The organism is Azospirillum sp. ST 5-10 (assembly GCF_051225715.1).
Classification (GTDB): Bacteria; Pseudomonadota; Alphaproteobacteria; order Azospirillales; family Azospirillaceae; genus Azospirillum.
Genome location: NZ_JBPJSP010000009.1, coordinates 85701 through 99725 on the forward strand (window position 1 = coordinate 85701; position 14025 = coordinate 99725).

9 protein-coding genes and 2 tRNA genes are annotated in these 14025 nt (G+C 67.3%); all 11 read right to left on the reverse strand.

Annotated elements, in window-relative coordinates; all coding sequences use genetic code 11:
• Positions 1 to 389: 389 nt before the first annotated feature.
• The 11 genes from rpoC to ACSBPG_RS12770 all read right to left on the reverse strand — a co-directional run bounded on the left by rpoC (position 390) and on the right by ACSBPG_RS12770 (position 13965).
• The gene (gene rpoC, locus ACSBPG_RS12720) at positions 390 to 4556 is read right to left on the reverse strand and encodes a DNA-directed RNA polymerase subunit beta' (RefSeq protein ID WP_435537540.1); all 4167 of its coding nucleotides are present in this window, start codon (positions 4554 to 4556) and stop codon (positions 390 to 392) included.
• A 98-nt stretch (positions 4557 to 4654) separates the two neighbouring features.
• Positions 4655 to 8848: a DNA-directed RNA polymerase subunit beta gene (gene rpoB, locus ACSBPG_RS12725; protein WP_435537541.1), complete on the reverse strand. Its 4194-nt coding sequence runs from the start codon at positions 8846 to 8848 to the stop codon at positions 4655 to 4657.
• A 221-nt stretch (positions 8849 to 9069) separates the two neighbouring features.
• Positions 9070 to 9447 (reverse strand): 50S ribosomal protein L7/L12, encoded by a 378-nt coding sequence (rplL, locus tag ACSBPG_RS12730; protein ID WP_435537542.1) that lies wholly within the window; start codon positions 9445 to 9447, stop codon positions 9070 to 9072.
• A 56-nt stretch (positions 9448 to 9503) separates the two neighbouring features.
• The gene (rplJ, locus tag ACSBPG_RS12735; protein WP_435537543.1) at positions 9504 to 10031 is read right to left on the reverse strand and encodes a 50S ribosomal protein L10; all 528 of its coding nucleotides are present in this window, start codon (positions 10029 to 10031) and stop codon (positions 9504 to 9506) included.
• Positions 10032 to 10303: 272 nt separating this feature from the next.
• The gene (rplA, locus tag ACSBPG_RS12740) at positions 10304 to 11008 is read right to left on the reverse strand and encodes a 50S ribosomal protein L1 (RefSeq protein WP_435537544.1); all 705 of its coding nucleotides are present in this window, start codon (positions 11006 to 11008) and stop codon (positions 10304 to 10306) included.
• 3 nt (positions 11009 to 11011) lie between these two features.
• Positions 11012 to 11443, reverse strand: a complete 432-nt coding sequence (rplK, locus tag ACSBPG_RS12745) for a 50S ribosomal protein L11 (RefSeq protein WP_435537545.1) — start codon at positions 11441 to 11443, stop codon at positions 11012 to 11014.
• A gap of 123 nt (positions 11444 to 11566) precedes the next feature.
• On the reverse strand, positions 11567 to 12097 hold the full coding sequence (gene nusG, locus ACSBPG_RS12750; RefSeq protein WP_435537546.1) for a transcription termination/antitermination protein NusG: 531 nt from the start codon (positions 12095 to 12097) through the stop codon (positions 11567 to 11569).
• A 5-nt stretch (positions 12098 to 12102) separates the two neighbouring features.
• Positions 12103 to 12300, reverse strand: coding sequence for a preprotein translocase subunit SecE (secE, locus tag ACSBPG_RS12755; protein ID WP_435537547.1), 198 nt, complete (start codon positions 12298 to 12300; stop codon positions 12103 to 12105).
• Positions 12301 to 12405: 105 nt separating this feature from the next.
• Positions 12406 to 12481 (reverse strand) — tRNA-Trp (locus ACSBPG_RS12760).
• A 123-nt stretch (positions 12482 to 12604) separates the two neighbouring features.
• Complete coding sequence (gene tuf / locus ACSBPG_RS12765; RefSeq protein ID WP_435537537.1) at positions 12605 to 13795, reverse strand: elongation factor Tu; 1191 nt, start codon at positions 13793 to 13795, stop codon at positions 12605 to 12607.
• Positions 13796 to 13891: 96 nt separating this feature from the next.
• Positions 13892 to 13965, reverse strand: a tRNA-Gly gene (locus ACSBPG_RS12770).
• Between the last annotated feature and the right edge of the window lie 60 nt (positions 13966 to 14025).

Here is a 14025-nt window from a genome sequence, read left to right on the forward strand (position 1 = left end):
CTTGTTGCGCGCGGCCTCAGGCTCACGCGGCTTACGGATCAACTGGTTGATCGTCGGCATTGCAGCCCTTCATTCCTTCCTACAAATCGTCCGGCGGATCCGTCGGACGATGCAAAAACCCGCCTTCGAAGCGCAATCGCCTCGTTGCGGGCCCAATCATCGAGCGCCGTCCGGATGGTCTCGGAAACGGCTATGTCGCGGTTCGTGCGGGGCAACGTCTGGGCGTGCGTCCACCCACCACCTGCCCCCAGAGGTTTGCGGACTATATGGACCGGCCGTGGTGGCGTCAAGCGGGCATTTGCCCGCTCCGGCTCCGCCATCCGGGCCAAGAAGAAGGGGCGCGTCCCGCCGGACGCGCCCCCCTTTCCGTCGTTCCTGCGCGGTCGCCGTCAGGCGGCCGAGCTCTCGCCGTGGTGCGGCGGCAGAGCCTGCGGCTCCTCCTCCGCGGCCACCGCCGCCAGACGGTCGCGTTCGGCGGCGATCTGCTTGAGGCGGTTCACCACCGAGCCGGTGCCGGCCGGGATGAGGCGGCCGACGATGACGTTCTCCTTGAGGCCCTCCAGGTTGTCGGTCTTGCCCGACACCGCGGCCTCGGTGAGGACGCGGGTGGTCTCCTGGAACGAGGCCGCCGAGATGAAGGAGCGGGTCTGCAGCGACGCCTTGGTGATGCCCTGCAGGACCGGCTTGCCGTCGGCCGGCTTCAGCCCCTCGGCGATGGTCTTGTTGTTCTCCTCGTCGAACTCCTGGCGGTCGACCTGCTCGCCCACCAGGAAGGTGGTCTCGCCGGCGTCGGTGATCTCGACCTTCTGCAGCATCTGGCGGACGATCACCTCGATGTGCTTGTCGTTGATCTTGACGCCCTGCAGCCGGTAGACGTCCTGGATCTCGTTGATGAGGTAGTTGGCCAGCGCCTCGACGCCCATCACCGACAGGATGTCGTGGGGAACCGGGTTGCCGTCCATCAGCAGATCGCCGCGCTGGACGAAGTCGCCCTCCTGCACGGAGATGTGCTTGCCCTTGGGGATGAGGTACTCGCGCTCCTCCCCCGTCTCCTCGTTGCGCACGACGATGCGCCGCTTGGTCTTGTAGTCCTTGCCGAACTCGACCCGGCCGTCGCCCTCGGAGATGATGGCGAAGTCCTTGGGGCGGCGCGCCTCGAACAGCTCGGCCACGCGCGGCAGACCGCCCGTGATGTCGCGGGTCTTCGAGGATTCGCGCGGGATGCGGGCCAGCACGTCGCCCGCTTTGACGTGGGCGCCGTTCTCCACGGAGAGGATGGCGTCCACCGACATGAAGTAGCGCGCCTCCATGTTGTTGGGCAGGGTCACCACGTTGCCCTGGGCGTCGCGCAGCGTGATGCGCGGCTTGAGGTCGGCGCCGCGCGGCTGCTGGCGCCAGTCCACCACCACCTTCGACGAGATGCCGGTGGCTTCGTCCATCACTTCGCGCATGGACACGCCCTCGACCAGGTCGACGTAATGGGCGACGCCTTCGCGCTCGGTGATGATCGGCAGGGTGTAGGGATCCCACTCCGCCAGCTTCTGGCCGCGCTCGACCTTGGCGCCCTCGTCGGCGAGCAGCTTGGTGCCGTAGGGGACGCGGTGGCGCGCCCGCTCGCGGCCCTGCTCGTCGAGCAGCACCACCTCGCAATTGCGGCCCATCACCACCGGCAGGTTGGCCGAGTTCAGCACCACGTTGCGGTTGTTGATCCGCACCGTGGCGTCGAACGCCGCCTCGACGAAGCTCTGCTCGGCACCGCGCTGGGCGGCGCCGCCGATGTGGAAGGTGCGCATGGTGAGCTGGGTGCCCGGCTCGCCGATCGACTGGGCGGCGATGACGCCGACCGCCTCGCCGGTGTTGACCAGCGTGCCGCGGGCCAGGTCGCGCCCGTAGCACTTGGCGCACACGCCGTCGCGGGTCTCGCAGGTGAGCACCGAACGGATGCGCACGCTGTCGATGCCCGACCGCTCGATGCGGTCGACCAGCGGCTCGTCGATAAGGTCGCCGCGCTTGCAGATCATCTCGCCGTTCAGCGGGTCGATCACGTCGTCCACGGCGGTGCGGCCGAGGATGCGGTCGGACAGGGGCGAGATCACCTCGCCGCCGTCGATCACCGCCTTGACGGTGATGCCCCGCTCGGTGCCGCAGTCATGCTCGACGATGATGGCGTCCTGGGCGACGTCCACCAATCGGCGGGTGAGGTAGCCGGAGTTCGCCGTCTTCAGCGCCGTGTCGGCCAGGCCCTTGCGGGCGCCGTGGGTGGAGTTGAAGTACTCCAGCACGGTCAGGCCTTCCTTGAAGTTCGAGATGATCGGCGTCTCGATGATCTCGCCCGACGGCTTGGCCATCAGGCCGCGCATGCCGGCGAGCTGGCGGATCTGCGCCGCCGAGCCGCGGGCGCCGGAGTGGGCCATCATGTAGACCGAGTTGACCGGCTTGCCCGGGGCGGTGTCGGAGATGACCTTCATCATCTCGGTCGCCACCTTCTCCGTGCACTCCGACCAGACGTCGACCACCTTGTTGTACTTCTCGCCCTGGGTGATCAGGCCGTCGAGGTACTGCTGCTCGTACTCCTTGACCCGCTCCTTGGCGTCGCCGACCAGCTTCTCCTTGGCGGCGGGGATGACCATGTCGTCCTTGCCGAAGGAGATGCCGGCGCGGCAGGCGTGGCCGAAGCCGAGCTTCATCAGGCGGTCGGCGAAGATCACCGTCTCCTTCTGGCCGCAATGGCGGTAGACGGCGTCGATGACGTTGCCGACGTCCTTCTTGGTCAGCAGGCGGTTGATCAGCGCGAACGGCACCGCCGGGTGGCGCGGCAGGATCTCCGACAGCAGCATGCGGCCGGGCGTCGTCTCGACGATGGTGACCGTCGGGTTGCCCTCGGAATCCACGCCCTTGTAGCGCGCCTTGATCTTGGCGTGCAGGGTGAGGACCTTGGCGTCCAGCGCCTGCTCGATCTCACCGACGTTGGCGAAGGTCATGCCCTCGCCCGGCTCGCCGGGCCGGTCCATGGTGATGTAGTAGAGGCCCAGCACGATGTCCTGGGACGGCACGATGATCGGCTTGCCGTTGGCGGGCGACAGGATGTTGTTGGTCGACATCATCAGCACGCGCGCCTCCAGCTGGGCCTCGAGGCTCAGCGGGACGTGCACGGCCATCTGGTCGCCGTCGAAGTCGGCGTTGAAGGCGGTGCAGACCAGCGGATGGAGCTGGATCGCCTTGCCCTCGATCAGCACCGGCTCGAACGCCTGGATGCCGAGGCGGTGGAGCGTCGGCGCCCGGTTCAGCATGACCGGGTGCTCGCGGATCACCTCCTCGAGGATGTCCCAGACCTCGGGCCGCTCCTTCTCCACCATGCGCTTGGCCGCCTTGATGGTGGAGGCCAGGCCGTACAGCTCAAGCTTGGCGTAGATGAAGGGCTTGAACAGCTCCAGCGCCATCTTCTTGGGCAGGCCGCACTGGTGCAGCTTCAGCTCCGGGCCGACGACGATGACCGAGCGGCCGGAGTAGTCGACGCGCTTGCCCAGCAGGTTCTGGCGGAAGCGGCCCTGCTTGCCCTTGAGCATGTCGGACAGCGACTTCAGCGGCCGCTTGTTGGCGCCGGTGATGACGCGGCCGCGGCGGCCGTTGTCGAACAGGGCGTCGACGGCCTCCTGCAGCATGCGCTTCTCGTTGCGCACGATGATGTCCGGCGCCTTCAGCTCGATCAGCCGCTTCAGGCGGTTGTTGCGGTTGATGACGCGGCGGTAGAGGTCGTTGAGGTCGGAGGTGGCGAAGCGGCCGCCGTCGAGCGGCACCAGCGGGCGCAGCTCGGGCGGGATCACCGGGATGACCTCGAGGATCATCCATTCCGGACGGGACTGGCTCTCGAGGAACGCGTCGATCAGCTTGAGGCGCTTCACCAGCTTCTTGCGCTTGGCCTCCGACGCGGTGTCGCGCAGGTCCTCGCGGCAACGCTTCTTCTCCTCGTCGAGGTCGAGGGCGGACAGCATGATGCGCAGCGCCTCGGCGCCGATGGAGGCGGTGAAGGCGTCCTCGCCGTACTCGTCCTGGGCGGTGATGAACTCCTCCTCGGAGAGGAGCTGGTGCAGCTTCAGCGGGGTCAGGCCGGGCTCGATGACGACGTAGTTCTCGAAATAGAGGATGCGCTCCAGGTCCTTCAGCGTCATGTCGAGCAGCAGGCCGATGCGGCTCGGCAGCGACTTCAGGAACCAGATGTGCGCCACCGGCGAGGCCAGCTCGATGTGGCCCATGCGCTCGCGGCGGACCTTGGAGAGGGTCACCTCGACGCCGCACTTTTCGCAGATGATGCCGCGATACTTCATGCGCTTGTACTTGCCGCACAAGCACTCGTAGTCCTTGATCGGTCCGAAGATGCGCGCGCAGAACAGGCCGTCGCGCTCCGGCTTGAAAGTGCGGTAGTTGATGGTCTCCGGCTTTTTGATCTCGCCGTACGACCAGGACCGGATGCGCTCAGGGCTGGCGATCTGAATGCGGATCTGATCGAAGCTCTGGGGACCCTGGACCTGGCCGAAAATGTTCATCAACTCGTTCATGACCGTCTCCCGCTGGCGTCAGCCGCGTTGTCATATGGGGACGCGCCGCCGGAAGGACACGGGGGGCCCGTGCCGTCCGGCGGTGATCGTCGTCTCGCTCAGTAGGTCCGCGTGTTCAGTTCGACGTTCAGGCCGAGCGAGCGCAGCTCCTTGACCAGCACGTTGAACGATTCCGGAATGCCCGCCTCGAAGTTGTCGTCGCCGCGGACGATCGCTTCGTAGACCTTGGTGCGGCCGGACACGTCGTCGGACTTGACGGTGAGCATCTCCTGCAGGGTGTACGCGGCGCCGTACGCCTCCAGGGCCCACACCTCCATCTCGCCGAAGCGCTGGCCGCCGAACTGGGCCTTGCCGCCCAGCGGCTGCTGGGTGACCAGCGAGTAGGGACCGATCGAGCGGGCGTGGATCTTGTCGTCGACCAGGTGGTGGAGCTTCAGCATGTAGATGTAGCCCACCGTCACCTTGCGGTCGAACGACTCGCCGGTGCGGCCGTCGACGAGCGTCACCTGGCCCGACCGCTCGAGCCCGGCCAGTTCGAGCATGCGGCAGATGTCGTCCTCGCGCGCGCCGTCGAAGACCGGCGTGGCGAAGGGGATGCCCTTGCGCAGGTTGCCGGCCAGCTCCATCAGCTCGCCCTCGCCCATGTCGGCGATGTCCTCGGCGTACACCTTCTCGCCGTAGGCCGCCTTCAGGGTGTCGCGCAGCGGCTCGATGGCCGGCGTGCCGTCGCCCTGGCTGCGGCTGAGGTGGCGGTAGCGGTCGATGCATTCGCCGATCTGCCGGCCCAGGCCCGCCGAGGCCCAGCCCAGATGCGTCTCCAGGATCTGCCCGACGTTCATGCGCGAGGGCACGCCCAGCGGGTTCAGCACCAGATCGACCGGGGTGCCGTCCTCCAGGTAGGGCATGTCCTCCTGGGGGATGATGCGCGACACCACGCCCTTGTTGCCGTGGCGGCCGGCCATCTTGTCGCCCGGCTGCAGCTTGCGCTTCACCGCGACGAACACCTTGACCATCTTCATGACGCCGGGCGGCAGCTCGTCGCCGCGCTGCAGCTTCTCGACCTTGTTCTCGAAGCGGTTCTGCAGCGCCTGGATGCTGTCGTCGAACACCTTGGTGATGTTCTCGACCGACTCCATCACCTTCTCGTCCTGCACCGACACCTGGCGCCACTGGCCGCGGGTGATGGTGGCGAGGCCCTCCTCGGTGATCGGCAGGCCGACCTGGAAGCCGCGCGGACCGGACTGGGCGACCTGGCCGAGCAGCAGCTCCTTCAGGCGGGTGTAGAAGCTGCGCTCGAGGATCGCCTTCTCGTCGTCGCGGTCCTTGGCCAGCTTCTCGATCTCCGCCCGCTCGATGGCGAGCGCGCGCTCGTCCTTGTCGACGCCGCGGCGGGAGAACACGCGCACCTCGACGATGGTGCCGGTGACGCCCGGCGGCAGGCGCAGGCTGGTGTCGCGGACGTCCGACGCCTTCTCGCCGAAGATGGCGCGCAGCAGCTTCTCCTCGGGGGTCATCGGGCTCTCGCCCTTCGGCGTCACCTTGCCGACCAGGATGTCGCCCGGCTTCACCTCGGCGCCGATGTAGACGATGCCCGCCTCATCGAGGTTCTTGAGGGCCTCCTCGCCGACGTTGGGGATGTCGCGGGTGATCTCCTCCTGGCCCAGCTTGGTGTCGCGGGCCATCACCTCGAACTCCTCGATGTGGATCGAGGTGAAGACGTCGTCCTTGACGATCCGCTCGGAGATGAGGATCGAGTCCTCGAAGTTGTAGCCGTTCCACGGCATGAAGGCGACGAGCACGTTGCGGCCCAGCGCCAGCTCGCCCAGCTCCGTCGACGGACCGTCGGCGATGATGTCGCCGGCCGCCACGCGGTCGCCCACCTTGACCAGCGGCCGCTGGGTGATGCAGGTGTTCTGGTTGGAGCGCTGGAACTTCAGCAGGTTGTAGATGTCGACGCCGGGGGCCGTGGAGTCCGCGTTGTCGGTGGCGCGGATCACGACGCGGGTGGCGTCCACCTGGTCGACGACGCCGGAGCGCTTGGCGACGATGGTGACGCCGCTGTCGCGGGCCACGGTCGCCTCCATGCCGGTGCCGACCAGCGGGGCGTCGGCCTTCACCAGCGGCACCGCCTGGCGCTGCATGTTGGAGCCCATCAGCGCGCGGTTGGCGTCGTCGTTCTCCAGGAACGGGATCAGCGCCGCGGCGACGGACACCAGCTGCTTGGGCGACACGTCGATGAGGTCGATGGCCTCGGGCCGGAACATCAGGTATTCGCCGCCCTGCCGGCACGACACCAGGTCGGCGACGAAGCGGCCTTCCTCGTCCAGCTCGGCGTTCGCCTGGGCGACGACGTAGCGGCCCTCCTCCATGGCCGAGAGGTAGACCACCTCGTCGGTCACCCGGCTGTCGTGGACCTTGCGGTACGGGCTCTCGATGAAGCCGTACTGGTTGACCCGGGCGTAGGTGGCCAGCGAGTTGATCAGGCCGATGTTCGGGCCTTCCGGCGTCTCGATGGGGCAGATGCGGCCGTAGTGGGTGGGGTGCACGTCGCGCACCTCGAAGCCGGCGCGCTCGCGGGTCAGACCGCCCGGGCCGAGAGCCGAGAGACGCCGCTTGTGCGTGATCTCCGACAGCGGGTTGGTCTGGTCCATGAACTGCGAAAGCTGCGACGAGCCGAAGAACTCGCGCACCGCGGCGGCGGCCGGCTTGGCGTTGATCAGGTCGTGCGGCATGACCGTGTCGATCTCGACCGAGCTCATGCGCTCGCGGATCGCCCGTTCCATGCGCAGCAGGCCGACGCGGTACTGGTTCTCCATCAGTTCGCCCACCGAACGGACACGGCGGTTGCCGAGGTGGTCGATGTCGTCGATCTCGCCGCGGCCGTCCTTCAGGTTGACCAGCACCTTGAGGATCTCGAGGATGTCCTCCTTGCGCAGGACGCGCATGGTGTCCTCGGTCTTGAAGTTCAGGCGCGCGTTCATCTTCACGCGGCCGACCGCCGACAGGTCGTAGCGCTCGCTGTCGAAAAACAGCCCGTTGAACAGGGCCTCGGCGGACTCCAGCGTCGGCGGCTCGCCCGGGCGCATGACGCGGTAGATGTCGATCAGCGCGTCCTCGCGGGACGCGTTGCGGTCGGCGGCCATGGTGTTGCGGATGTAGGCGCCGACGTTGATGTGGTCGATCGCCAGCACCGGGATCTCGGCGACGCCCGACTTCTCCAGCTTGTCCAGGTCGGCCGCCGACAGCTCGTCGCCGGCCTCGTGCAGGACCTCGCCGGTCTGCTCGTTGATGATGTCGACGGCGAGGTAGCGGCCGGTCAGCTCCTCGGTGGAGACGAGCTGCTCCTCCAGGCCGCCGTCCTGGAGCTTGCGGATCAGGCGGGGCGTCATCTTCGAGCCGGCCTCGGCGACGACCTGCCCGGTCTTGGCGTCGACCAGGTCGGAGACCAGCTTGACGCCCTTCATGCGCTCGGCCGAGAAGGGGGTCTTCCAGCCGCCCGAGGCACGGCTGTAGGTGATGACGTCGTAGAAGTAGGAGAGGATCTCCTCCTTCGACATGCCCTGCGCCTCGTAGGGCAGCAGGTCCTTGCCGGCCTCCCGGCGCTGGCCGCGCAGGGACACCGTCTCGGCGTTGTCGAGCGCGAACAGGAGCGTGGTCGCCGGCAGCTTGCGGCGGCGGTCGATGCGGACGTAGACGAGGTCCTTGGCGTCGAACTCGAAGTCGAGCCAGGAGCCGCGGTAGGGAATGACGCGCGCGGCGAACAGATACTTGCCCGAAGAGTGGGTCTTGCCCTTGTCGTGGTCGAAGAAGACACCGGGCGAGCGGTGCATCTGCGAAACGATGACGCGTTCGGTGCCGTTGATGATGAAGGTGCCGTTGGCCGTCATCAGGGGCATGTCGCCCATGTAGACGTCCTGCTCCTTAATGTCGCGGATCGACCGGAGACCGGTGTCCTCCTCGACATCGAACACCGACAGGCGCAGAGTCACCTTCAGTGGCGCGGCGAAGGTCATGCCGCGCTGCTGGCATTCTTCCACGTCGTACTTGGGCTGCTCGAGTTCGTAGCGCACGAAGTCGAGCACGGCCCGATCGGAGAAGTCCTTGATCGGGAACACCGACCGGAACACCTCCTGCAGGCCCAGGTTCGCCCGCTTCTCGGGCGGGACGTCCATCTGCAGGAAGTGGTCGTACGAGCTCCGCTGCACCTCGATGAGGTTGGGCATCTGGGTGACTTCCGGGATGCGCCCGAAGCTCTTGCGAACACGCTTACGACCGGTGAAGGATTTGGCCATGGATGTCCCCAAACGTCTGTCCGTGTGTGCGCTCATCCGACCGAGCGACGTGCCCCGTCCGCCGGGAGGACGGCCGGGACAGCAAATGCCGGGCAGCGGCCTCCCTTGCGGGAGCCCCCTGACCGGTGAAAGGACGAAAACGCCGTGCGGCGGCAGGCCCCCGGGGGGACCAGCCGCCGTTCGGCGTGGATATGTGCGTTCCGTATCTCAGCAAGACGGTCTTACTTAATATCCACCTTGGCGCCGGCTTCTTCAAGCTGCTTCTTGATCTTGGCGGCCTCGTCCTTGGACACGGCCTCCTTGACCGGCTTCGGCGCGCCCTCGACCAGGTCCTTGGCCTCCTTGAGGCCGAGGCCGGTGATCGCGCGGACCTCCTTGATGACGTTGATCTTCTTGTCGCCGGCGTCGGCGAGGATCACGTTGAACTCGGTCTGCTCCTCGACCGGGGCGGCAGCGGCGGCGGCACCCGGAGCGGCGGCGACGGCGACCGGAGCGGCGGCGGAGACGCCCCACTTCTCCTCGAGCATCTTCGACAGCTCGGCGGCCTCGAGGACGGTCAGGGCCGACAGGTCGTCGACCAGCTTCTGCAGATCAGCCATTTCTCTCTTCCTGGTAAGCTTGGGTTCGGGTCTGGTTTACGCGTTCACAGCGAGGCTCAGGCCGCCTCGCCCTGCTCGTCCTTCTTGGCATAGGCCGCCAGGACGCGGGCGACCTGGCCGCCCGGCGCCTGGAGAACGCCGGCGATACGGGTCGCCGGGGTCTGGATCATGCCAACGAGCTTGGCGCGCAGTTCGTCCAGCGACGGGAGTTCGGCCAGAGCCTTCACCCCGTCCGCGTCGAGCATCTGGGTGCCGAGACCGGCGCCGACGATGGCCAGCTTGTCGTTGGACTTGGCATAGGCGGCCACGACCTTGGCCGCCGCCACCGGGTCCTTCGAGTAGGCGATCGCCGTCGGGCCCTTGAACAGGCCGTCCAGCCCCTCGAACTGCGTGCCCTTCAGGGCACGGCGGGCGAGCCGGTTCTTCGTCACCTTGAAGCTGGCCCCCGCGGCCCGCATCTTCGCTCGCAGGTCGGTCACTTCCGCGACCGTCAGGCCGAGGTGGTGGGTGATCACCACCAGGCCGGTGTCCTGCAGCTTCGAATGCAGGTCCGCGATCGTCGCTTCTTTTTGTGTACGATCCACGGATCGCCTCCAATGCACTAGAGTGCACCATGGGATCGATGCCCCGTGCAGGAGCGTTTCGATCCCGGCTCAAACCTGTCCCAGAAGCCCAAGCCGAACGGGACCGTGGCAGGCCACGGCCGGTATTCGGTTCAAACTCCTGTCTGCGCAGGGCGTGTTTAAGCCGTTGCCGGCGCCTGCGGTCTCGGACAGGGACGGAGGCCGCCGGACCTCCCGGCGGCCGCCCCCGCCGCCGCCCCCTCGCGGGGCGCGGCGGCGAAACTCGGTGGCCCTCAGGCCTGGGCCGACGACAGGCTCGGGATGTCGAGCTTGAGGCCGGGGCCCATGGTCGAGCTCAGCGACACCTTCTCGATGTAGGTGCCCTTGGCGCCCGACGGCTTCGCCTTGGTGATGGCGTCGACGAAGGCGTGGATGTTCTGCGCCAGCGCCTCCTCGGAGAAGCTGGCCTTGCCGACGCCGGCGTGGACGATGCCGGTCTTCTCGGCGCGGAACTCCACGGCACCCGCCTTGGCCGCCTTGACGGCGTCGGCGACGTTCGGGGTCACGGTGCCGAGCTTCGGGTTCGGCATCAGGCCGCGCGGGCCCAGGATCTTGCCGAGCTTGCCGACCACGCCCATCATGTCGGGCGAGGCGATGCAGCGGTCGAAGTTCATCTCGCCGGCCTGGATCTTCTCCGCCAGGTCCTCGGCGCCGACGATGTCGGCACCCGCGGCGGCGGCCTCGTCGGCCTTGGCGCCCTTGGCGAAGACGGCGACGCGGACGGTCTTGCCGGTGCCGTTCGGCAGGTTGACGACGCCGCGGACCATCTGGTCGGCGTGGCGCGGGTCGATGCCGAGGTTCATGGCGATCTCGATGGTCTCATCGAACTTCGCGGTCGCCTTGCCCTTGACCAGCTTGATGGCGTCCGCCAGCGCGTAGAAGGCGTCGCGGTCGATGTCGGTGTAGGCGTTCTTGAGGCGCTTGCCCAGCTTGGCCATGGATCAGTCCCCCACCACTTCGAGGCCCATCGAGCGGGCGGAACCGACGATCATGCGCGACGCCGCCTCGACGTCGTTGGCGTTGAGGTCGGCCATCTTCTTCTGGGCGATCTCGCGGATCTGCTCCATGGTGATGGAGCCGACCGTGCCCTTGCCCGGGGTCTGGGTGCCCTTGGCGACGCCCGACGCCTTCTTCAGGAAGTACGTCACCGGCGGGGTCTTGGTGACGAACGTGAAGGTGCGGTCGCCGTAGGCGGTGATCACCACGGGGATCGGCATGCCGACCTCCAGGTCCTGCGTCTTGGCGTTGAACGCCTTGCAGAACTCCATGATGTTCAGGCCGCGCTGGCCCAGCGCCGGGCCGATCGGCGGCGACGGGTTGGCCTTGCCGGCCGGCACCTGCAACTTGATGTAACCGACGACTTTCTTCGCCATGTCTGAACCTCCGATGGCGGCGTCCGCTGCTGGGAGCGGCGCCGCCGGGTTTCCGTGGTGCGGCTATGGCGGGCCTTCCACGGTCCATGATGCCGCGGCGGAGGAGACCTCCACCGGCGGCGGTCAAACCTTCTCGACCTGGGCGTACTCCAGCTCCACCGGGGTGGAGCGGCCGAAGATCGACACCGCCACCTTGAGGCGGGCCTTCTCCTCGTCGACCTCCTCGACGGTGCCGTTGAACGAGGTGAAGGGGCCGTCGCTGACCCGCACCTGCTCGCCCACCTCGAAGGTGATGGAGGGCTTCGGCCGCTCCACCCCTTCCTGCACCTGCTTGACGATCCGCTCGGCCTCCTTCTGGCTGATCGGCTGCGGCTTGCCGCCGCCGCCGAGGAAGCCGGTGACCTTGGGCGTGTTCTTGACGAGGTGCCAGGTGTCGTCCGTCAGCTCCATGCGGACGAGGACGTAGCCAGGGAAGAACTTGCGCTCCGAGGACACCTTGGAGCCGCGGCGCACCTCGACGACCTCTTCGGTCGGCACCAGGATCTCGTCGAACAGCGCCTCCAGACCTTTCTGGGCAGCCTTCTCGCGGATCGACTGGGAGACCTTCTTCTCGAAACCGGAATAGACGTGGACCACGTACCAGCGCATCGCCATGGCGGTCAGCCCCCCAGACCGAGAACGAGGCGCACGGCCACGGAGAGGACCTGATCGACCACCAGGAAGAACAGCGCCGCCAGCACCACCATGACGAAGACCATGGCGGTCGTGATCGCGGTCTCCTTGCGGGTCGGCCAGGTCACCTTGGCGATCTCGCGGCGGACCTCGCTGGCGAATTCGGCGGGATTGACTTTTGCCATGGTGCGGTGCGTACCAGATCCGGGAGCGGGGAGGACGCCGGACGGGCGCCTCTCAGCGAAAAAACGCCGGCACCGGCCGGCGTCCATGTCATCAGCGGAAGGAAATGGCAGGAGTGGAGGGGCTCGAACCCCCAGCCCCCGGTTTTGGAGACCGGTGCTCTACCAATTGAGCTACACTCCTACAGCCTTCCCGGTGCGCCGTCCCGGAGGGCGACGCGCGGTATAGCCGAACTTCCGCGAAACGTCCACCAGAAACTCCGCCGCCGGTGCCTGTGGGACCGGCGGCGGAGCGCGCCTTATATCATCACTCGATGATCTTGGCAACGACGCCGGCGCCGACGGTGCGGCCGCCCTCGCGGATGGCGAAGCGCAGGCCCTCGTCCATGGCGATCGGCGCGATCAGCTGCACCTCGATGGCGACGTTGTCGCCCGGCATCACCATCTCCGTGCCCTCCGGCAGGACCACCTGGCCCGTCACGTCGGTCGTGCGGAAATAGAACTGCGGACGGTAGTTCGAGAAGAACGGCGTGTGGCGGCCGCCCTCCTCCTTCGTCAGGATGTACGCCTCGGCCTTGAACTTGGTGTGCGGCGTGATCGTCCCCGGCTTCGCCAGGACCTGGCCGCGCTCCACGTCCTCGCGCTTCGTGCCGCGCAGCAGCGCGCCGATGTTGTCGCCCGCCTCGCCCTGGTCGAGAAGCTTGCGGAACATCTCGACGCCGGTCACCGTCGTCTTCACCGTCGCCTTCAGGCCGACGATCTCGACTTCCTCGCCGACCTTCACCACGCCGCGCTCGACGCGGCCCGTCACCACCGTGCCGCGGCCCGAGATCGAGAACACGTCCTCGATCGGCATCAGGAACGGACGGTCCTTCGGACGCTCCGGCTGCGGGATGTAGGCGTCGACCTCCGCCATCAGCTTCAGGATCGCCTCACGCCCGATCTCCGGATTGCGGTCCTCCAGAGCGCACAGCGCCGACCCCTTGACGATCGGAATGTCGTCCCCCGGGAACTGGTACGACGACAGAAGCTCGCGAACCTCGAGCTCGACCAGCTCCAGAAGCTCGGGGTCGTCGACCATGTCGACCTTGTTCATGAACACCACGATCGCCGGAACGCCGACCTGGCGCGCCAGCAGGATGTGCTCGCGCGTCTGCGGCATCGGGCCGTCGGCCGCCGACACCACCAGGATCGCGCCGTCCATCTGCGCCGCACCCGTGATCATGTTCTTCACGTAGTCGGCGTGGCCCGGGCAGTCCACGTGCGCGTAGTGGCGGTTGGTCGTCTCGTACTCAACGTGGGCCGTCGAGATCGTGATGCCGCGCGCCTTCTCCTCCGGCGCCTTGTCGATCTGGTCGTACGCGGTGAACGTCGCACCGCCGGTCTCCGCCAGAACCTTCGTGATCGCGGCCGTCAGCGACGTCTTGCCATGGTCGACGTGACCGATCGTGCCGATGTTGCAGTGCGGCTTGTTCCGCTCGAATTTCGCCTTCGCCATCGCAGTTTTCTTTCGTTCCCGACGTTCCCGACGCCCCGACGAATCCGAGGCACGCTAAGGGCCGGACGGCACGGCGCGCCCGGTGTGCGCGCGGGCTGGAGCGGGTGAAGGGAATCGAACCCTCGTCGTAAGCTTGGAAGGCTTCTGCTCTACCATTGAGCTACACCCGCCTTGCCCAGCCCAGCCGGCGCGGCCACCCGGGAGCGCGTTCCCGGCCCAGCCGTAGAGTA

Excerpts from the sequence above, each read along its gene's own strand:
- rplA (WP_435537544.1), bottom strand. The coding sequence starts at position 11,008 with ATGGCCAAGCTGGGCAAGCGCCTCAAGAACGCCTACACCGACATCGAC.
- rplL (WP_435537542.1), bottom strand. The coding sequence starts at position 9,447 with ATGGCTGATCTGCAGAAGCTGGTCGACGACCTGTCGGCCCTGACCGTC.
- rplK (WP_435537545.1), bottom strand. The coding sequence starts at position 11,443 with ATGGCGAAGAAAGTCGTCGGTTACATCAAGTTGCAGGTGCCGGCCGGC.
- rpoB (WP_435537541.1), bottom strand. The coding sequence starts at position 8,848 with ATGGCCAAATCCTTCACCGGTCGTAAGCGTGTTCGCAAGAGCTTCGGG.
- secE (WP_435537547.1), bottom strand. The coding sequence starts at position 12,300 with ATGGCAAAAGTCAATCCCGCCGAATTCGCCAGCGAGGTCCGCCGCGAG.
- tuf (WP_435537537.1), bottom strand. The coding sequence starts at position 13,795 with ATGGCGAAGGCGAAATTCGAGCGGAACAAGCCGCACTGCAACATCGGC.
- nusG (WP_435537546.1), bottom strand. The coding sequence starts at position 12,097 with ATGGCGATGCGCTGGTACGTGGTCCACGTCTATTCCGGTTTCGAGAAG.
- rpoC (WP_435537540.1), bottom strand. The coding sequence starts at position 4,556 with ATGAACGAGTTGATGAACATTTTCGGCCAGGTCCAGGGTCCCCAGAGC.